Below are 17,987 nucleotides of genomic sequence, written 5' to 3' on the forward strand. Positions count from 1 at the left end.
CCCTCACGAGGCCGCCATCGCCTTGAGCGTCATCTGGGCGATGAAGGGATCGAGCACCGACAGGGTGCGGGCGACGGCGCCCTCGAAGGGCTGGAGGGCGGCGGCCCCGGCCCGGCTCATCGCGTCGATGCGGGGGCGGTCGGCCAGGAGGGCGTCCAGGGCCGCCGCAAGGGCGTCGGCATCGGTCACCGGCAAGGCTCCGCCGGCGGCGTCCAGGGCGCGATAGACCTGGGTGAAGTTGTGGACGTGCGGCCCGTGCAGCACGGCGGACCGCAGGCGCGTCGGCTCGATCGGGTTCTGGCCGCCATGGGGCACCAGGGAGCCGCCGAGATAGACGATGCGGCCGAGGCGGTAGAACAGGCCGAGCTCGCCGAGGGTGTCGGCGACGTAGAGGTCGACGCCGCCATGGGGCCGCCCGCCCTGCGAGCGCCGGGCGCTGGTCAGGCCCTCGGCCCCGGCGCAGGCGGCGACGTCGCCGCCGCGATGGGGATGACGCGGCACGATGATGGTGAGCAGGCGCGGCCAGCGCGCCTTGAGGCGGGCATGAGCCCGGGCCGTCATGGCATCCTCGCCCGGATGGGTGCTGGCCGCTACCCAGACCGGCCGGTCGCCGACGAGGTCGCGCAGATGGGCGAGCTGCTGGTCATCCGCGGGCGGCACCTCGGAATCGTATTTCAGGTTACCGGAAACGCTGACCCGGGGGGCGCCGAGGCGGCGGAAGCGGTCGGCATCCTCGTCGGTCTGGGCGAGGCAGATCGCGATGCGGGCGAGGAGCGCCTCGGCGGAGCGGGGGGTGCGGGCCCAGCCCCGGAACGAGCGCTCGGACATCCGTCCGTTGACGACGAGGAGGGGGATGCCGTGCCGGTGCAGGCCGACGACCGTGTTCGGCCAGATCTCGGATTCGGCGACCAGGGCCAGGTCGGGGCGCCAATGGGCGAGGAAGCGGTCGACCCAGCGCGGGGCGTCGAGGGGCATGTACTGGTGCACGGCTCCGGCCGGCAGCCGCCGCCCGATCAGGTCGGCGGCGCTGCGGGTGCCCGTCGTCACCAGCACCGAGAAGCCCCGGGCGATCATGCCGTCGACGAGGCCGACGAGAGACAGCGCTTCGCCGACGCTGGCCCCGTGCATCCAGACCAGGCGGCCCGTCGGCCGGGCCCGGCCCGGCAGCCCGCGCCGCTCGGCCAGGCGTCCGGGATCCTCCTTGCCCCGGCGGGAGCGCCAGGCCAGCAGGCCGGCCAGGGCCGGCTCGCCGAGATAGAGCCCGGTGCGATAGGCCCGCAGGATCGCCGTGAGGGGCGGGGCCTTCGCCATCGCCTTCATGCCGGTTCCCCGACCCGGCCGCTCGCCCCGACGCGGTCGGGATGGCGGACGCGGTCGTGGGGCCCGACCCGGTCGGGCCGTCCCACCAGGGTGTAGGCGCGGTCGTGCACGCGGTTCATCTCGGCCTCGAGCTGGCGGCGCAGGGCCTCGAGGGCGTCCGGCTCGATGTCCCGCGGCACGAAGATGGGCTCGCCGAACACCATCGCGCCCCGGCCGAAGGGCATGCCGAGGCAGGCCCGGTCCCAGCTGTTGAAGCGCCAGTGCCGGCTCGTCACCACCGCCACGGGGATGATCGGCCGGCCGGAGAAGCGCGCCAGGGTGAGGATGCCGGCATCGGCCCGGCGCGAGACCTTCGGCACGTCGGCGCTGAAGGCCACGGACTCGCCATCCTTCAGGGCCCGCAGCATGGCGCGCAGGCCCTCGGCCCCGCCCTTCGCCTTGGCATCCCGCAGGGCGCGGCCCCGGGCGCCGGAGGCCCGGATCACCCGCACGCCCATGCGGGTGAGCGCGATGGTGTTGATGTTGCCGTCGGGCGAGCGCGAGATGATCGTGGCGATCCGGTCGTGCGGCCGGCGCATGAACGAGATCATCGTGTGCTGCCCGTGCCACATGCCGGCGATGAAGGGGCTGAGCCCGTCGAGCCAGGCATCCGGCGCGGCCGGCTCCACCGTGAAGCGGTTGGTGCGCCGCACGAGGCGGAGGTAGCCGCCCGCGAGGATGCCGAGGGCCTGCTGGACCGCGGGCGCGCGGCCGATGCGTTTGACGAGGCTCATCACTTCGCTTTCGCGTCGCGGCGCCGATGGGCCGGCGATGCCTTCGAGGAGGGGATGTCCACGGAGCCGTCCCGTCCGGCGCGCCGGGACGCGCGCCGGACGGGCAGCCGGCTGTCTAGCTCCGATCGCGCGGCCGGCGCAACGGCGCAGTGGCGGCCGAATCCCCCGTTTCGGGCCCGGAAACGCGCGCAATCGCCTTGTTTGGATCGATTCCAAGTTCTAGATTGGAATGGATCCAAACAAGGATGTAGCCCGAGACGAGCCGGTCAGGACAGGACGCGCACGATGATGATCTCCCCCGCCCAGGACGCCTTGGACGTGACGGCCGCACGCGACGCGGCCGAGGCTCACCGCGCCTTCGTCCTGCGCTACGTCCAACCGGGCCTCGCCGGGCTGATCGACGGCTCGGTCTCCACCCTGGCGCCGATCTTCGCCGCTGCCTTCGCCACCCACAGCAACGGCGCCACCTTCCTGGTGGGGCTCGCCGCCTCCTTCGGCGCCGGGATCAGCATGGGTTTCACCGAGGCGCTCTCGGATGACGGACAGATCACCGGGCGCGGGACGCCCTGGATGCGCGGCCTCGTCTGCGGGGTCATGACCACGGTGGGCGGCCTCGGCCATACGCTGCCCTACGCGATCCCCGCCACCTGGCCGAACGCCTTCGGCGTCGCGACCGCTCTGGCGATCCTGGTCGTGGTGGTGGAATTGCTGGCGATCGCGGCGATCCGCACCCGCTACATGGCGACGCCGTTCTGGCGCGCGGCGATGCAGGTCGTGCTCGGCGGCGCCCTGGTGCTGCTCGCCGGAATCGCCATCGGGAGCGCGTGAGGGGCGACAGGCGGATTCGCGGCCCGAGGCTTGACCCCCGGCCCCGGTTGGGGCGATGCGGGGCGCGAAATCCCGATCATCGACCGCGCATTGGGGGATGATGTTCCGCCTCGCCCACCTGACCGACCCCCATGTGGGGCCGCTGACACGCCCGCGCCTGCGCCAGCTCCTGAGCAAGCGCGCCACCGGCTACGTGAACTGGCAGCGCGGCCGCAAGGACGCTCACGACATGGAGGTGCTGGCCGCCCTGGTGGCCGACCTTCAGGCGCAGGGGCACGACCACATCGCCTGCACCGGCGACCTCTGCAACATCGGCCTGCCGAGCGAGTGGTCGACCGCGAAGGTGTTCCTGGAAGCCCTCGGAACACCCGAGGCCGTCAGCTTCGTGCCGGGCAACCACGACGCCTACGTGCGCGGCTCCCTCGAGGGCCTGCTCCTGGCCTGCGGCGCCTGGACCGCCGGGGACGACGGCACGCACGGGCATTTCCCGTACCTGCGCCGGCGCGGGCCGGTGGCCCTGATCGGCCTGTCCTCGGCGGTGCCCACGAAGCCGCTGATGGCCAGCGGCCGCCTCGGGCCGCAGCAGATCGCCGCCACGGAAACCCTGCTGCGGACGCTGGGGGCCGAACCCGAGCCGCCCTTCCGCGTGGTGATGATCCACCACCCGTCGCATCCCGGCGGCACGTCGTCCGGGCGTGAACTGAAGGATGCGGGGGCGTTCACCGCCATGGTGGCCCATGCGGGGGCGGAGTTGATCCTGCACGGGCACAATCACGTCCGCAGCGTCGCGTTCGTGCCCGGGCCCGGGGGGAGGTCGATTCCAGTGGTGGGGGCCGCCTCGGCATCGGCCCGGGGCGATGCCCGGCATCACCGCGCCAGCTACCACCTCTATACGATCACGCGCCAGGCGACGGGCTATGCCGTCGCGGGCATCGAGCGGGGCCTGACGGAGACCGGGATCATCGAGGATCTCGGCGCCCTGGCCCTGGCCCGGTCCTGAGGCGACGCCGCACGGGCGCCGCCCCGGGGTGTCGGGGTCAGGCGTCCTCGAGCACCTTCGCCTGGGCGGCGATGCTGGCCTGGTAGCGCTCCGCCTGCAGGCGGGTCAGGCCGCTGACGAGCACGGACTCGCCGCGGTACACCGTATAGGTGCCGTCATGCGTCGGCTTCACGCGAATCACGTTGGACATGGCTGTCACCCCGTCAAAAAAGGTTAGACGCGATATTATTTTGGCGGAGAGGAAACATTAACGGTCGGTTCAGACTACGCAAGTCCTCGCCTGCCCGGGAACTGATAAATCGATCCCGCAACGCAGCGAACATCTTGGTATTTCAGTCCGGCCCGCGAAAACCCTGAACCTTCTCAACGAATGGCTACGCTTGCGCTGCACCATGATCGCCGGGGGAGGGCGGGGCCGGCAAAGCCTGTTCGCTCGGCGGGCCGGTCCGTCGCCCCCGTCCGGACCCCGCGGAGGCCACCTCGCCGCCGCGGCTGATTCTCCGGATCCGCGCCCCGGGGGCGCCCGTCCGTCAGGCGTCGCGCGCCGGCCGGCCCGGAGCGCCGCCGAGATTGGCCTGCAGGTAGTCGCTGATCTTGCGCAGGTAGGCTTCCAGGTCCTGGACCTCGCCCTCGGCGGAGCGCGCCCGCTGCCGCGCATCGAGGGCGGCCTGATCCGCTTCGCGCCGTGCCATCTCGGCCTCGCGGACGCGCAGCTGGGCTTCGCGCATCCGGATCTCCAGCTCCATGGCCTGACGCCGCCAGGCGGACGCCTCCGCCCGGGCGCGATCCAGCTCGGCCTGCTGCTCGACCCGCTCCCGGTGGGTGAGGCGGATCAGGTCCCGGGCCTGGGCCGAGATCGTATCCACCCGCTCGTGCAGCGCCTGGATCGTCTCCATGCTGTGCTCGACCAAGCGCAGGGTCGTGGCGCCGAGCTCCGAGGTGGGCGTGGTCGACGCCACGGGCACCAGGGCGAGCGCCTGGCTGCCGCTCCGCTCGGGGCTCTCCGTCTCGCGCAGGTCGGAGACCTCGACCCCGTGACGGACGGGCAGCCGGGCGAGCGCGAGATCGATCACGGGCGACAGGATGGAGGAGGCGGCAGCGGACATCTGTGCAGCAGACCTGGGGGCGGGGACCCGGACGGGAAAACGGTCTTGGTGACGGTCTCGGTAACTATCTCGGTGGCGGTCGTCGCGCAGGGTCCCGGGCGGGCGGCGGGACCCCGCAGGGTGGGTCCGCCGCCGACGCCCCGGCCCCTCACGGCGTCGCGACCTTGGCCGGATTCGCCTCCTCCGCCGGCGCGCGGCGGGTGAAGCCCTCGACCACGGCGTCGTGCAGGCGGGCCAGCCACTCCTCGGCCTCGTCCGCCCGGCGCTCGGCGAGGTCGGCGCGGGACTGGGCGGCGGCGACCTGCGCCTCCAGGGCGGTGGCCCGCTCCAGGGCCCGTGCCACCGTGCGCTCCAGCTCCTGCTCCAGCTCGGCGGCCCGCTCCTCGCTGATGCGGATCGCGGCCGTCGCCTCGTGGATGAGGTCGAGGGAGGCGGACCAGTCCCGCTTCGGACCGGCATTGGCCGGGGCCGGCAGCGCCTCGTCCGACGGGCCCTGCTCGGGCGCGGCCGACCCGCGATGGGGGCTGGGCAAGCTGCGCATCAGCCAGGCTCCGGCAGAAGAGGTTTCTCGGTCGCGAAGCGCGGTCTCGGACATCTGGGCATCCCTGCGCGGGGTCTCCGCCGCGCCGTCTCTTGAAGGGGTGGAGGGGTCGGGTCGGCGAGGCTGGATCGGTCGGGTCGGGCGCTACTTCTCGGGCGGGGGCGTGAAGGGACGGACGTTGCTCGGCTCCGGCGCGGGCGCGGCCGGCTCGTTCCGCGCCACCTCGTCCCCGGCGAAGCTGCGGGCCGAGCGGCGCAGGGCCTCGTGCTGCTTCTGCAGGGCGACGCGGCTCTCGCGGGCGATGTCGAGGGCGCCCTGGGCCAGCTTGCGCTCGGAGCGCTCGTGCTGAAGCTCCTCGATCAGGCGGTGGTTCACGGTCTCGAAATCCGCGCGCTCCACCTCCTGGCGGTGGACGAGGTGGTCGATGCGGTCGGACAGGCTGGAGACCCGGCCGAGGGCCTGTTCCAGGGCCGCATCCTTGGCCGCCATCGCCTTGGTCAGCATCTCGCAGCGGTGCTCGAATTCCGAGCGCGCGCGCTGCATTTCGAGAAAGCGCTCGTTCTGCCGGGCGAGATCGACCTGGGCGCTCTCCAGCCGACGCTCCAGGGTGACGCGCTCGATGGAGGCTTCCTTGAGACCGCGCTCGGCCGAGCGGCCGGCCTCGTCGCGTTCGCGCAGCTGGGTGCGCAACTGGGACAGCATCTGCTCGGTGTTGGCGAGGCGGCTCGTGGCGGCCTCGACCCGCATGGCGAGGCTCGCGCGCTCGGTGCGATGGTTGGCGACCTCGGCCTCGTACTGGGCCTCCGCCTTCTGGGCGGCGGCGACCTCGGCGGCCAGCTGCTGCTCGACGTTGTGCAGGGCGACGCGGTTGGACTCGGCCTGACCCTCGAACTCCTCGGCCCGGGCGGTCAGCTCGGCGAGCTGGGCCGCCTGGGCCTCGCTCAGGTTCTGGAGCCGGAGGTTGTCCCGGTCCAGGGCGTGCCGGCTCTCGCGCAGGTCCTGCAGCTCGCTGTCGGAGCGGGCCAGGGCCTGGTCCAGGGCCTTGGCCTCAACCCGCAGCGCCTTGCTCTCGCCCTGCAGGGCACGGCTCTGCTCGGTCTCGGCGAACAGACGCCGCTCCAGGTTCTCGGCCTGTAGGGTCTTGTCGCGCAGGGCGATCCGGACCTCCTCGGCCGCCGCGTCGCGGGCCTGGAGGCTGGTCTCGAGGTGGTGCAGCTGGATCTTGGCGGCGGCGACGTCGTTGGTCGCCGCGGCGAGGCGCCCGGTGGCGTCGGCGAGATCGCGCCGGAGGGTGGCGGCGGTGCTCTGCTCCATCGCCAGCAGGGTCTCGAGCTCCGCCGTCCGGACCTTGGCCCGCGGAAGCTCCTCGGTGATCGCCACGATCGGCACGAGCAGGGCGGAGAAATCCGCCTGGAGCGACTTCAGGTCGTCGAGCCGCTCGGACATTTCGGCCACGCGGAACCGCAGGCTCTCGTTGTGCTGCCCAAGAGAATCCAGCGAAAGGTCTTCACTGTCCAGTGAAGGCTCCGTCGTCTCGGCCTCATCAGCAATTCGGATAAAAGGCACGTCCTGTATTGGAGCGCGCAACAACGCATCGGTCTGTTGGGAAGACGGCGCCTTGCTTTCACTTGCGGTCAATTTGCGGAGCGAAAGCCAGCTCATTTCTGCGATCCATCCTCGTGGCGGACAACCCACGACACGGATTTATCAAAGTTGCAATTTCCCTCCCCTGTCAATCACGCCAAACGGGTCCTCTTAGCAAAATGTTAACGTATGGCTTTTGTGGCGCAGGGCCGCGAGATCCGGCGCGTTGCTGGGCTCGGTCTAACAATCGTTAGGGTCCACTTGGGGGCGGGACGGACGATTGCTGGAATGCGGCGCACAAGCGTGTCCGCAATTCCTCGCGTAAGCGTGAACACTCCGCTGGGGATGGCGCCTGCCGCCCGCGCCGATTCACGCCGGTCCGGCGTCGCGCGGCCCCTCGGGATGCTCGGGCGGCGTCCCGTCGGCGGCGGGGCGGAAGTCGCCCCAGGCCTCCCGCGCCCCACGCCAGGCCAGGAGGTGGAGGAGCGGGAGCCGCACCTCGACGATGAGGTCATCGTCCAGCAGGCCGGGGACGATCTCCGTGGTGGCGTCCGGAAACCGGGCGAGGACCGCCGCCTGAATCCGGCGCAGGCGCGGGAGCTGGTCCGCCGTGGGCTCGACGAGAATGTGCTTGATGACCCGGATCATGCCCGCTCATCGCATGGCGAGGGCGCAGCCGTCAGCCGGACAGCTTGTCCTATCGCGCCGCGCCCGGAACGACGTTCGATCGCGACGTCGCGGCACCGCCTCGGGACCTTGCAGTTCTAAGGCGTCTTCGCTGCACTCACTCGCATTCTCAACGCAGCATAATTTGTCCGATTGTCGACAATTCGTGTATCGATGATTGAATACGCCCAATTCGCTCGCTAACATTCATAGACATAAGAACTACTTAAGTTCAGTCATCCACCGCGTTTCACGAGTGAAGACTGCATGAACCGGACAGACAACGCGGCTGCACGCTTACCGAATCCCGTCACGCGAAAGCTCGAGAGCTTTGTCGAGTTGTCGGAGGCGGACCGGGCGAGGCTGGAACGGATCAGCGCGGAGCGGCGCAGCCTCGACCCGCACACCCCGCTGGTGCGCGAGGGCGACAAGCCGGACGGTCTCTGGCTGATCGTGGACGGGGTGGCGTGCCGCCAGAAGGCGCGGGTGAGCGGCCGGCGTCAGATCCTGGCGTTCCTGCTGCCCGGCGACCTCTGCGACCTGGATGCCTCCCTCCTGGAGCGGATGGACCACAGCATCGTCACCCTGTCGCCCTGCAAGGCGGTTCACCTCGCGTCCGAGACCATCGCCGAAATCCTGGACACCGCCCCCGCGGTGGCCTGTGCCCTGCGGCTCAGCACGCTGGTCGACGAGGCGACCCTGCGCGAGTGGGTGGTGAATCTCGGATGCCAGCCCGGCGTGAAGCGGATCGCCCACCTGTTCTGCGAACTCTTCGTTCGTCAGGCGCGGGTGGGGCGGACGACCGGCAACAGCTGCGCGCTGCCGCTGACCCAAGGCGATCTCGCCGACGCCACCGGCCTCTCGAACGTCCACGTCAACCGGGTTCTGCAGGAGCTGCGCGGCGATGGGCTCATCGAGCTCCGGGACCGGCGCCTCACCATTCCCAATCTGGCGGCCCTGTCCGCCTTCGCCGAATTTGACCCGGGCTACCTTCGCGTCGAGTCGGACACGGACCAGCGCCCGCTCCAGCGGATTCCGGCCCATCGGCTGAACGCCATGGCCGCCCATTGCCTCGGCGCCCAGGTCCTACGCCCGAATTGACGGACAACGGACCGCGCAGGATCTCGGCCGCGCCCGAACGCTCGGGCACCAGCGGATCTGTCGAGTGGGAAGAGGGAAGTGCTTGGCGCGCCCACGGGGAATCGAACCCCGGTCTGATCCGTGAGAGGGACCTGTCCTAACCGCTAGACGATGGGCGCGGACCGGCGGGAAGCCGTTGGTAATCGCTCTGGCGATCCGTGCTTCCCGGCCGATGGGCGATCGTATAGCGAGGGTCGCGCGGCACGACAAGGGCTGAAATGGTCCGGTCGGCGCAGACGCGACATTTTTAGAGCGAAGGATCGCCCCTTGCCGGGACTCCAAGATCTGCCGGGACTCGAACATCTGCCGGGACGCGACCATGGGCAGGGGTCAACGGACCGCCGCGCGACGCTCCCTGAGGACGCCGTGACGGAGCGCCTGGACCGGGCCCTGGCCCGGGCCTTTCCCGACGTCTCGCGCTCGCGGCTGCAGGATCTCATCCGAGCCGGACAGGTGTGCCGGGACGGCACCGTCAGCCTCGACCCCTCCGCGAAGGTCGGCCCCGGGGCCGAACTCGCCGTGGTGATGCCGGAGGCCGTGGCGGCCGAACCCGTGGCCCAGGCCCTCGACCTCGCCATCGTGTACGAGGACGACGACCTCATCGTCATCGACAAGCCCGCCGGCCTCGTCGTCCACCCGGCGCCCGGCCACGAATCGGGCACCCTGGTGAACGGCCTCATCGCCCATTGCGGCGAGAGCCTGTCGGGGATCGGCGGCGTGCGCCGGCCGGGGATCGTCCACCGCATCGACAAGGACACCAGCGGCCTGCTGGTGGTGGGCAAGAACGATCTGGCCCATGCGGGGCTCACGGCGCAGTTCGCCGACCATGGCCGCACCGGGCCCCTGGAGCGGGCCTATCTCGCCCTGGCCTGGGGCGTCCCCGAGCCCCGCGCCGGCACCATCGAGGCGAACCTCGCCCGCAGCGTGCGCAACCGGGAGAAGATCGCGGTGGTACGCGGGGAGGGCGGCCGCCACGCGATCACCCATTACCGCGTCGAGGCGGTGCTCGGGACCGAGGCGCCGGTGGCGCTGGTGCGCTGCACGCTGGAGACGGGACGCACGCATCAGATCCGCGTGCATCTCAGCCATCGGGGCCATCCGCTGCTGGGGGACACGGTCTATGGCGGCGCCTTCAAGACCAAGGCGGGCCGCCTCGGCCCGGAGGCGCGCGCCGCCCTCGACACCCTGGGGCGACAGGCCCTCCACGCCAGCGTGCTGGGCTTCGCCCATCCGCGCACGGGCGACACCCTGCATTTCGAGAGTCCGCTGCCGCCGGACCTCCAGGCCCTGGTCGGCGCGCTCCGGGCCGGGGCGTAGCGCCGCTGACACAGTCAAGACCGCGTGGGCGTGCGCCAGGACACGGCGGGCTGCGGCCATTCGTGACATGACCGACCCAAGCGAGATCCCGCGCGTTGATGCCAGACGCGGCCCACGCGTCGCCTTTCCGTTCCCGCCGGTTTCCCGCTAGAGTGAGGGAATCGAACGGTCGGCTCAAGGGAGCGGCGGTTCGCTCCGGACCGCCCTCAGGGGGTCCTTTCAAGGAGGTAAGATCATGGCCGGCGCATTGCCAGTGCTCGCCACCGAAGGTGGCCTCTCACGCTACCTCGACGAGATCCGCAAGTTCCCGATGCTGGAGCCGAACGAGGAGTTCACGCTCGCGAAGGACTGGCGCGAGAAGGGCGATCGCAACGCCGCTCATCGGCTCGTCACGTCCCACCTGCGCCTCGTCGCCAAGATCGCCATGGGCTATCGCGGCTACGGCCTGCCGATCGGCGAGGTCGTGTCCGAGGGCAATGTCGGCCTGATGCAGGCGGTCAAGCGCTTCGAGCCGGACAAGGGCTTCCGCCTGGCCACCTATGCCATGTGGTGGATCAAGGCGGCGATCCAGGAGTACATCCTGCGCTCGTGGTCCCTCGTGAAGATGGGCACCACCGCCAACCAGAAGAAGCTCTTCTTCAACCTGCGCAAGGCCAAGGGGCGGATCTCGGCCCTCGACGAGGGCGACCTCAAGCCGGATCAGGTCGCGCAGATCGCCACCAAGCTCGGCGTGCCCGAGCAGGAGGTGATCGACATGAACCGCCGCCTCTCGGGCGACACCTCCCTCAACGCGCCCCTGCGCGAGGAAGGCGAGGGCGAGTGGCAGGATTGGCTCGTGGACAACAGCCCGAGCCAGGAGACCGTGCTCGCCCGCGAGGAGGAGGGGCAGAACCGCCTCTCGGCCCTGCGTGACGCTCTCTCCGTGCTCAACCCGCGCGAGCGGCGCATCTTCGAGGCCCGTCGCCTCGCCGACGACCCGATAACCCTGGAGGACCTCTCGGGCGAATTCGGCGTCTCGCGCGAGCGCGTCCGCCAGATCGAGGTCCGCGCCTTCGAGAAGATCCAGGAGGCGGTCAAGCGCAACCTGGCCACCCGCGAAGCCCCGCGCGCCGAGGCCCACGCCTGATCGTCCGAGCGGGTCTTCAGTCAAAGCGGGTCTTCGGTCGAAGCGGTCATCAGTGAAACGACAACAGCCCCCCGGCCATCGTACCGGGGGGCTGTTGTCGTATGGGGCCGCGTGTCCGGTCGAACCTCGCTCGCCGAACGTGCGCGCGCCCGCGATTTAGGGAGCGGCCTCACCGCTCCTTGACCAAGGCCGCGGCGCGCGACGCCTCAGCGCCACTGGTCGAAGGCGCTCTGCAGGACCTGGGTCCCGGCGGTGCCCTTCTCGAAAGCGATGATCCCACGGGGGCCGGCGGCGAACTTCAGCGTGATGTCGAACCAGTTCTTATGCAGCAGGATGTCGGTGTTGCGCTCGATGTCGTTCGGCAGCGAGGACAGCCCGATGAGGAACAGGTTCTCGCGCACCCGCACCGGCAGGCCGGACACGGGGGAGCCGCGGGCACCCTCCTCGTCCTTGCCCTGGAGCAGGCCGATATCCTGGACGTTGTGGCGGGCGGCCGTGGGACCGCTCGGCGTGAAGGCGAGCTCGATGGTATGCGAGGCCGGCAGGGTCGCGTCGAGGTTGCGGCGCACGGTCATTACGAGAGACAGCCCGGCATCCGGGAACTCGGCCGTGGCCCGCACGACGGTCTCCAGCTGCTGGCCCTGCTCACCCGGAACGGTGTCGAGGCGCCAGACCACCCGGCCCTGGGTGGTGGTGGGCGTGGCGTTCGCGCCGCCGCCCATGTTCTCTTCGTAGAGCATCGCGCGCTGGGTGACCGCGAGGTCCGGCTGCGCCTGGGTCGGCGCGGCCGGCGTCGGGGACGCCGCCGGCGCCGGGGCGGGACGCCGGGCCGGCGCGGCGCGCTCGGCCGGTGCGGCGTCGCCGCCGACCCGATCGGCGAACTTCGAATCGGCGCCGTCCGGAGCCGCGTCCTGCTGCTCGGTAGCGATCGGCTGAAGATCGGCCGGCTTGTCGCGCAGAAGGAAGGCGGCCACGGCGATCAGGCCGATCACCGCGATCAGGATGCTGCCCACGAGCACGTTGCGCAGGAGGCGCGAGCGTCCGTCCCGCGGCCCGACCACCTCGATGCGCGGTCGCTGGCGCTGGCCGCCATCCGGGGGCGGCACTTCGCTGCCGTCATCCGCGACCGACGGGGTCGGCACGGCCGCTTCGTCCGCCCCGTCGGCGGCCATGAAGGGCGGGTTCTTCGCCTTGCGGGCCTGGATGCGGACCGGCGGCGGGATGGTGTCGGCGCCGTTCTCGGGCGACGGGCCGGCGCTGTCGCGTGGCCCCGGCGGCGCGACGGTGATCGCGGGCGTCGGCTCGGGTGCCGGCGGAACCGGCTCGTCACGGGCGGGCTCGGGCGAGACGCTTTCGAGCCGTGCCACTTCGGGCGGCCGTGCGGCGGGCACACCGAGATTCGGCGGCGGCGCGGGCGGCAGGGTCGCCCCCGGCGGCGTCGGCTCCGGCGGGGACGGCTCTGGGGGAAGCGACGCGGCCGAGAGCGCCTCGGGCGGCGCCGGCTCGGGCAGGTCGATGGGATCGTTGGCCGGGGGTGGCGGCCGCAGGGGTTCCGGCTCGGGCGCGGGCGGCACCGGCATCGGGGCCGGCTCGGGTGCCGCCGCCGCGACACCGCCGTGGTCGCGCTCCAGGCGCAGGATCGCGGCCTCGAGGGCGTTGCGCTCGAGGTCGATGTCGTCCTCGGACAGGGGCGGATCGAGGGAGCGGAGCTGACCGATCAGCGCGCCGCGCGCGCGCTCGTAGACGGCCTGGCGCAGGGCCGGGGAGCGGTCGGGCATCGCGTCGAGCGCCCGTGCCAGCAGGGGATAATAGTCGGCCATCGTGCCTCAGATCCGCCTTCTCACCGGCGACTGGCCGGCCGCCTCGTCCCGCAGTCCCGCGGACGGGCGGAGCCGGCCGACCGCCGCGGGGCCGTCATGGGCGTATCTTCCCCACGCGGCCGCGCGCCCATCAAGCGGAAACCGCCCTAGTCCTCAAAGGGGTTGTGCATGAGGATGGTGTCGTTGCGCTCCGGGGAGGTCGAGAGCAGCGCCACCGGCGCGCCGATCAGCTCCTCGATCCGGCGCACGTACTTGATCGCCTGGGCCGGCAGGTCGGCCCAGGAGCGGGCGCCGGCCGTCGTGCCCGACCAGCCCTCGATGGTCTCGTAGATCGGCTCCACCTTGGCCTGCGCCGCCTGGTTGGCGGGGAGGTGGTCCACCACTTGTCCGTCGAGGCGGTAGCCGGTGCAGACCTTGATCGACTCGAAACCGTCGAGGATGTCGAGCTTGGTCAGGGCGATGCCGTCGATGCCCGAGGTCCGGACGGTCTGGCGCACCAGCACCGCGTCGAACCAGCCGCAGCGACGCTTGCGCCCGGTGTTGACGCCGAACTCGCGGCCGCGCGCGCCGATGGTCTCGCCGATCTCGTCGAACAGCTCGGTGGGGAACGGACCCTCGCCGACCCGGGTGGTGTAGGCCTTGGCGATACCCAGCACGTAGCCGATGGCCGAGGGGCCCATGCCGGAGCCGGTGGCGGCCTGCGCGGCCACGATGTTCGAGGAGGTCACGAACGGATAGGTGCCGTGGTCGACGTCGAGCAGGGCGCCCTGCGCGCCCTCGAACAGGATGCGCTTGCCGGCGCGGCGCTCGTCGTCGAGGAGCTTCCAGACCGTGTCGGCGTAGGGCAGGATCGTCGGCGCGATCGCCTTCAGCTCGGCGAGCAGGGCGCCCGCATCCACCTCGGCGATGCCGAGGCCCCGGCGCAGGGCGTTGTGATGGGTGAGCACCCGCTCGATCTTCGATTCGAGGGTCGACGCGTCGGCGAGGTCGACGACCCGGATGGCCCGGCGGCCGACCTTGTCCTCGTAGGCCGGGCCGATGCCGCGCTTCGTGGTGCCGATCTTCAGCCCGGCGTTCGAGGTCTCGCGGAAATGGTCGAGCTCGCGGTGCAGCGGCAGGATCAGAGTGGCGTTGTCGGCGATGCGCAGGGTCTGGGGCGAGATCTCGACGCCCTGGGCCTGGAGCCGGGCGATCTCGTCGACGAGGTGCCATGGATCGACCACGACGCCGTTGCCGATCACCGACAGCTTGCCGCCCCGCACCACGCCCGACGGCAGCAGCGCGAGCTTGTACGTCACCCCGTCGACCACGAGGGTGTGGCCGGCATTGTGGCCGCCCTGGAAGCGGACGACGACGTCGGCCTGCTCCGAGAGCCAGTCGACGATCTTGCCCTTGCCTTCGTCACCCCACTGGGCGCCTACGACGACGACGTTTGCCATTCACTCAAGACCTGTGCCGTAACCCGCGCGAAAGCGGCCCGACCTGACGGGCGGACCGCTTTCGCTGTCCTCGGGTCTTTCCGCGATCCGTGCGCGGAAATCAAGCAAGGGGCCCGTCCGCGCCCGGATGAGCGGGTATGCCGAGGGGTCGTGTCCGATACCGCGGTCCCGCCACCGGCCCTGGCGCCTAGCGGGCCTCGGTTCCGGGCTGGCGGCCGGGCAGGTCGCCGGGCTTGATGACCGGCATCGCGCCGGGATTCGGATCGGGCGGGGTCACCACCATGCCGGGGGCCGCGTTGCCGGGCGGCTTGATGACGCCGTCGCTCTTCTCGAGCTTGTCGCTGAGCGTGCCCTTGTCGGCGGAGGTGCCCTTGTCGGCGGTCCCGTCGGAGGGACGGATCTTATCGGGGATGGTCTGGTTCGGCGGCGGCAGGGCCGGATCGGTGTCCCGGCCCTTCAGGGGCGCATCGGGGGACTGCGCGAAGGCCGTGCCGGCGATCAGGCCGAGGCCGACCGCGAGTGTGAGGATCGAGCGCATAGGGTCTCCCTATCTCGGTTGCGAGGTTTCAGGGAGAACAGGCCGGGGGCCGAAGCGTTCCTGTCCCATCGGTCCTGTGATGGGACGATGGTCCTGGGGCGGGGCTCTGGAGAGGAACGGGTCCCGCAGATTTATCCCCCCTTGCGCGGGGGAGCGGAAGCCGCGCGGAGGGCCGTCCTCGACCTACCTGCTCCCGCGCGCCATCGTGCGAAGGTTCACGCGCTCACGCGCGCCATCGTCCGAAGGTTCACGCGCTCTCGCGCGCCATCGTCCGAAGGTTCACGCGCTCTCGCGCGCCATGGCGAGGTAGAGCTCGCGCAGGCGCCGGGTGTGGGGGCCGGGGCGGCCCTCGCCGACGGCGTGGCCGTCGATGGAGACCACCGGCATCACGAAGGCCGAGGCGCTGGTGTAGAAGGCCTCGGCCGCCGCCAGGGCCTCGGCGACGCTGAACAGGCGCTCCTCCAGGGCGAGGCCCGCTTCCTCGGCGAGGCGCAGCACCGCCTTGCGGGTGATGCCCGGCAGGAGCGCCGTGGACAGGGGCCGCGTCACCAGGGCGCCGCCCGTCGTGACGATGAAGGCCGTCGAGGACGAGCCCTCGGTGACCGCGTCGTCCTCGACCATCCAGGCCTCGGCGACGCCGGCGGCGGCGGCCTGCTGCTTGGCCAGCACCTGGGCGAGGAGGGCCACCGACTTGATGTCCCGGCGCTTCCAGCGCAGGTCCGGCACCGTGATGATCTTGGCCCCGGTCTCCGCGAGCGGGTTGGCCGCCACGGTCTTGGCCTGGGTGAACATCATCACCGTGGGCCTGGTGCCGGCGGGCGGATAGGCGAAGTCGCGCTCGTACACGCCGCGCGTCACCTGCATGTAGACCAGCCCCTCGGTCAGCCCGTTGCGGGCGATGAGGTCGGTCTGCAGGCCGACCCACTCGGCCAGGCTGTGCGGGTTGGCGATGTCGATCTCGCCCAGCGAGCGGTCGAGGCGGGCGAGGTGGGCCTCGTTGTCCACGAGGCGCCCGTCGAGCACCGCCGAGACCTCGTAGATCCCGTCGGCGAAGAGGAAGCCCCGATCCATGATCGGCACGCGCGCCTCGGCGAAGGGCAGGAAGTCGCCGTTCAGGTAGACGATGCGGGCCTGGGACACGGGGTTACCTCTTCGGTCCGGGTGGGGCTGGTCGGGACAGGCAGGATTCGTGCGATGTTCAGCTTGCGCCGAACACCCGGGCGAAGATCGTGTCCACGTGCTTGAAGTGGTAGCCGAGATCGAAGCACTCCTCGATCTGCTCCGGTGTCAGCGCCGCGGTGACGTCGGCATCGGCCTTCAGCAGGGCCAGGAAGTCGCCCTCGCCGCGCCAGACCGGCATCGCGTTGCGCTGGACCAGACGGTAGGCATCCTCGCGGGACACGCCGGCCTGGGTCAGGGCCAGCAGCACCCGCTGCGAGTGGACGAGGCCGCCGAGCTTGTCGAGGTTGCGCTGCATGTTCTCCGGATAGATCAGCAGCTTATCGATGACGCCGGTGAGGCGGCCCAGGGCGAAGTCGAGGGTGACGGTGGCGTCCGGCCCGATCATGCGCTCCACCGAGGAGTGCGAGATGTCGCGTTCGTGCCAGAGGGCGACGTTCTCCATGGCGGGCAGCGCGTAGGCGCGCACCATGCGGGCGAGGCCCGTCAGGTTCTCGGTGAGCACCGGGTTGCGCTTGTGCGGCATGGCCGAGGAGCCCTTCTGGCCCTCGGAGAAGAATTCTTCCGCTTCCAGCACTTCCGTGCGCTGGAGGTGGCGGACCTCGATGGAGAGGCGCTCCACCGAGGAGGCGACCACGCCCAGGACCGCGAAGAACATGGCATGGCGGTCGCGCGGGATGACCTGGGTCGAGACCGGCTCGGGCGTCAGGCCCATGGCTTCGGCGACGTACTCTTCCACCCGCGGGTCGATGTTGGCGAAGGTGCCGACGGCGCCCGAGATCGCGCAGGTGGCGATCTCCGCGCGGGCCGCCACGAGGCGGGCGCGCGCCCGCTCGAATTCCGCATAGGCCCCGGCGAGCTTGAGGCCGAAGGTGACCGGCTCGGCATGGATGCCGTGCGAGCGGCCGATGGTCGGCGTCATCTTGTGCTCGAAGGCGCGGCGCTTGAGGGCGGCGAGAAGGGCATCGACGTCCTTGATCAGCAGGTCGGCGGCGCGGACCAGCTGGACGTTGAGGCAGGTGTCGAGCACGTCCGACGATGTCATGCCCTGGTGGACGAAGCGGGCCTCGGGTCCGACGATCTCGGCCAGATGCGTCAGGAACGCGATGACGTCGTGCTTGGTCACCGCCTCGATGGCGTCGATGCGGGCCACGTCGAAGACCGCGTCGCGGCCCTTCTCCCAGATCGCGTCGGCCGCCTGCTTCGGGACGACGCCGATCTCGGCCAGGGCCGTGGTGGCGTGGGCCTCGATCTCGAACCAGATCCGGAAACGCGATTCGGGGGACCAGATCGCGGTCATCTCGGGGCGGCTGTAGCGGGGGATCATGCGGGCGCCTCGGTCAACGCGTCGGGAAAGGGGGCAACGGGATCAGGCGCGCCTAGCATGGGTGGCGTTGGCGCTCAACGCGGACGGCGCAGCGCAGCCGGGCGCCCGGACGCTGCAGCGCGGCATTTTCGCCTCAGTGCCGGCCATTGAGCCACGACTGGAAACATTCCAGGAAACCATTCCTAGGGCGATTTCTCTTGTGTTGCAGCTGGTTGGTCACACGCTCCTTGACTAAGCTGGAATAGGTCCAGAGAAAAACAGCCTCGATCCACTGGATTATACG

The 17,987-nt window shown here is 70.9% G+C and carries 16 protein-coding genes, 1 tRNA gene and 1 pseudogene; 5 read left to right on the forward strand and 13 right to left on the reverse strand.

Going from position 1 to position 17,987, the window contains the following annotated elements; all coding sequences use genetic code 11:
• Positions 1 to 3: 3 nt before the first annotated feature.
• Positions 4 to 1,320: a 3-deoxy-D-manno-octulosonic acid transferase gene (locus tag ASF58_RS12965; RefSeq protein WP_244477310.1), complete on the reverse strand. Its 1,317-nt coding sequence runs from the start codon at positions 1,318 to 1,320 to the stop codon at positions 4 to 6.
• The gene (locus tag ASF58_RS12970; protein WP_055952618.1) at positions 1,317 to 2,093 is read right to left on the reverse strand and encodes a lysophospholipid acyltransferase family protein; all 777 of its coding nucleotides are present in this window, start codon (positions 2,091 to 2,093) and stop codon (positions 1,317 to 1,319) included. Before ASF58_RS12970 ends, ASF58_RS12965 begins: the two co-directional genes overlap by 4 nt.
• A gap of 351 nt (positions 2,094 to 2,444) precedes the next feature.
• On the opposite strand from ASF58_RS12970, the pseudogene ASF58_RS12975 reads away from it, so the two are divergent.
• Positions 2,445 to 2,921, forward strand: a pseudogene (locus tag ASF58_RS12975) (VIT1/CCC1 transporter family protein); the annotation flags it as partial.
• Between the two features lie 100 nt (positions 2,922 to 3,021).
• Complete coding sequence (locus tag ASF58_RS12980; RefSeq protein ID WP_055953750.1) at positions 3,022 to 3,921, forward strand: metallophosphoesterase; 900 nt, start codon at positions 3,022 to 3,024, stop codon at positions 3,919 to 3,921.
• 37 nt (positions 3,922 to 3,958) lie between these two features.
• On the opposite strand, the gene ASF58_RS26685 is transcribed toward ASF58_RS12980, so the two are convergent.
• The 5 genes from ASF58_RS26685 to ASF58_RS13000 form a co-directional block, all read right to left on the reverse strand.
• Positions 3,959 to 4,111, reverse strand: a complete 153-nt coding sequence (locus tag ASF58_RS26685) for a hypothetical protein (protein WP_181017274.1) — start codon at positions 4,109 to 4,111, stop codon at positions 3,959 to 3,961.
• A 340-nt stretch (positions 4,112 to 4,451) separates the two neighbouring features.
• Entirely contained in the window at positions 4,452 to 5,027 is a 576-nt protein-coding gene (locus ASF58_RS12985; protein ID WP_055952622.1) for a hypothetical protein, read from the reverse strand.
• A 148-nt stretch (positions 5,028 to 5,175) separates the two neighbouring features.
• On the reverse strand, positions 5,176 to 5,568 hold the full coding sequence (locus tag ASF58_RS12990; protein WP_055952625.1) for a hypothetical protein: 393 nt from the start codon (positions 5,566 to 5,568) through the stop codon (positions 5,176 to 5,178).
• Between the two features lie 144 nt (positions 5,569 to 5,712).
• Positions 5,713 to 7,230, reverse strand: coding sequence for a chromosome partitioning protein ParA (locus ASF58_RS12995; protein ID WP_280137542.1), 1,518 nt, complete (start codon positions 7,228 to 7,230; stop codon positions 5,713 to 5,715).
• 291 nt (positions 7,231 to 7,521) lie between these two features.
• Positions 7,522 to 7,800 carry a hypothetical protein gene (locus ASF58_RS13000; RefSeq protein WP_055952630.1) on the reverse strand — a complete coding sequence of 93 codons (279 nt, stop codon included), beginning with the start codon at positions 7,798 to 7,800 and terminating at the stop codon, positions 7,522 to 7,524.
• Positions 7,801 to 8,085: 285 nt separating this feature from the next.
• Between ASF58_RS13000 and ASF58_RS13005 the strand changes: the two genes are divergently transcribed.
• Complete coding sequence (locus ASF58_RS13005; RefSeq protein ID WP_082513041.1) at positions 8,086 to 8,919, forward strand: Crp/Fnr family transcriptional regulator; 834 nt, start codon at positions 8,086 to 8,088, stop codon at positions 8,917 to 8,919.
• Positions 8,920 to 9,002: 83 nt separating this feature from the next.
• Here ASF58_RS13005 and ASF58_RS13010 read toward each other — a convergent pair.
• Positions 9,003 to 9,077, reverse strand: a tRNA-Glu gene (locus ASF58_RS13010).
• A gap of 247 nt (positions 9,078 to 9,324) precedes the next feature.
• Between ASF58_RS13010 and ASF58_RS13015 the strand changes: the two genes are divergently transcribed.
• A complete protein-coding gene (locus tag ASF58_RS13015; protein ID WP_055952633.1) occupies positions 9,325 to 10,275 on the forward strand; it encodes an RluA family pseudouridine synthase in 951 nt (316 codons plus the stop codon).
• 235 nt (positions 10,276 to 10,510) lie between these two features.
• Positions 10,511 to 11,401 (forward strand): RNA polymerase sigma factor RpoH, encoded by an 891-nt coding sequence (gene rpoH / locus ASF58_RS13020; RefSeq protein ID WP_055952636.1) that lies wholly within the window; start codon positions 10,511 to 10,513, stop codon positions 11,399 to 11,401.
• A 206-nt stretch (positions 11,402 to 11,607) separates the two neighbouring features.
• Here rpoH and ASF58_RS13025 read toward each other — a convergent pair whose 3' ends face one another.
• From ASF58_RS13025 to purB, 5 genes are all read right to left on the reverse strand, one after another.
• Positions 11,608 to 13,221: a hypothetical protein gene (locus ASF58_RS13025; protein ID WP_055952639.1), complete on the reverse strand. Its 1,614-nt coding sequence runs from the start codon at positions 13,219 to 13,221 to the stop codon at positions 11,608 to 11,610.
• Between the two features lie 146 nt (positions 13,222 to 13,367).
• On the reverse strand, positions 13,368 to 14,660 hold the full coding sequence (locus ASF58_RS13030; protein ID WP_055952641.1) for an adenylosuccinate synthase: 1,293 nt from the start codon (positions 14,658 to 14,660) through the stop codon (positions 13,368 to 13,370).
• Between the two features lie 187 nt (positions 14,661 to 14,847).
• The gene (locus tag ASF58_RS13035; RefSeq protein WP_055952644.1) at positions 14,848 to 15,198 is read right to left on the reverse strand and encodes a hypothetical protein; all 351 of its coding nucleotides are present in this window, start codon (positions 15,196 to 15,198) and stop codon (positions 14,848 to 14,850) included.
• Between the two features lie 279 nt (positions 15,199 to 15,477).
• Positions 15,478 to 16,338: a D-amino-acid transaminase gene (locus ASF58_RS13040; RefSeq protein WP_055952647.1), complete on the reverse strand. Its 861-nt coding sequence runs from the start codon at positions 16,336 to 16,338 to the stop codon at positions 15,478 to 15,480.
• A 58-nt stretch (positions 16,339 to 16,396) separates the two neighbouring features.
• Positions 16,397 to 17,704, reverse strand: a complete 1,308-nt coding sequence (purB, locus tag ASF58_RS13045; RefSeq protein WP_055952650.1) for an adenylosuccinate lyase — start codon at positions 17,702 to 17,704, stop codon at positions 16,397 to 16,399.
• Between the last annotated feature and the right edge of the window lie 283 nt (positions 17,705 to 17,987).

The sequence above is a fragment of the Methylobacterium sp. Leaf125 genome, assembly GCF_001423085.1.
Taxonomy (GTDB): domain Bacteria; phylum Pseudomonadota; class Alphaproteobacteria; order Rhizobiales; family Beijerinckiaceae; genus Methylobacterium.

Bases quoted from the DNA above. Each gene is read 5' to 3' on its own strand.
- ASF58_RS12990 (WP_055952625.1), bottom strand. From the start codon at position 5,568: ATGCGCAGCTTGCCCAGCCCCCATCGCGGGTCGGCCGCGCCCGAGCAG.
- ASF58_RS12985 (WP_055952622.1), bottom strand. From the start codon at position 5,027: ATGTCCGCTGCCGCCTCCTCCATCCTGTCGCCCGTGATCGATCTCGCG.
- ASF58_RS13005 (WP_082513041.1), top strand. From the start codon at position 8,086: ATGAACCGGACAGACAACGCGGCTGCACGCTTACCGAATCCCGTCACG.
- purB (WP_055952650.1), bottom strand. From the start codon at position 17,704: ATGATCCCCCGCTACAGCCGCCCCGAGATGACCGCGATCTGGTCCCCC.
- ASF58_RS13035 (WP_055952644.1), bottom strand. From the start codon at position 15,198: ATGCGCTCGATCCTCACACTCGCGGTCGGCCTCGGCCTGATCGCCGGC.
- ASF58_RS13030 (WP_055952641.1), bottom strand. From the start codon at position 14,660: ATGGCAAACGTCGTCGTCGTAGGCGCCCAGTGGGGTGACGAAGGCAAG.
- ASF58_RS12995 (WP_280137542.1), bottom strand. From the start codon at position 7,230: ATGAGCTGGCTTTCGCTCCGCAAATTGACCGCAAGTGAAAGCAAGGCG.
- ASF58_RS26685 (WP_181017274.1), bottom strand. From the start codon at position 4,111: ATGTCCAACGTGATTCGCGTGAAGCCGACGCATGACGGCACCTATACG.
- ASF58_RS12970 (WP_055952618.1), bottom strand. From the start codon at position 2,093: ATGAGCCTCGTCAAACGCATCGGCCGCGCGCCCGCGGTCCAGCAGGCC.
- ASF58_RS13025 (WP_055952639.1), bottom strand. From the start codon at position 13,221: ATGGCCGACTATTATCCCCTGCTGGCACGGGCGCTCGACGCGATGCCC.
- ASF58_RS13000 (WP_055952630.1), bottom strand. From the start codon at position 7,800: ATGATCCGGGTCATCAAGCACATTCTCGTCGAGCCCACGGCGGACCAG.
- ASF58_RS12980 (WP_055953750.1), top strand. From the start codon at position 3,022: ATGTTCCGCCTCGCCCACCTGACCGACCCCCATGTGGGGCCGCTGACA.
- ASF58_RS12965 (WP_244477310.1), bottom strand. From the start codon at position 1,320: ATGAAGGCGATGGCGAAGGCCCCGCCCCTCACGGCGATCCTGCGGGCC.
- rpoH (WP_055952636.1), top strand. From the start codon at position 10,511: ATGGCCGGCGCATTGCCAGTGCTCGCCACCGAAGGTGGCCTCTCACGC.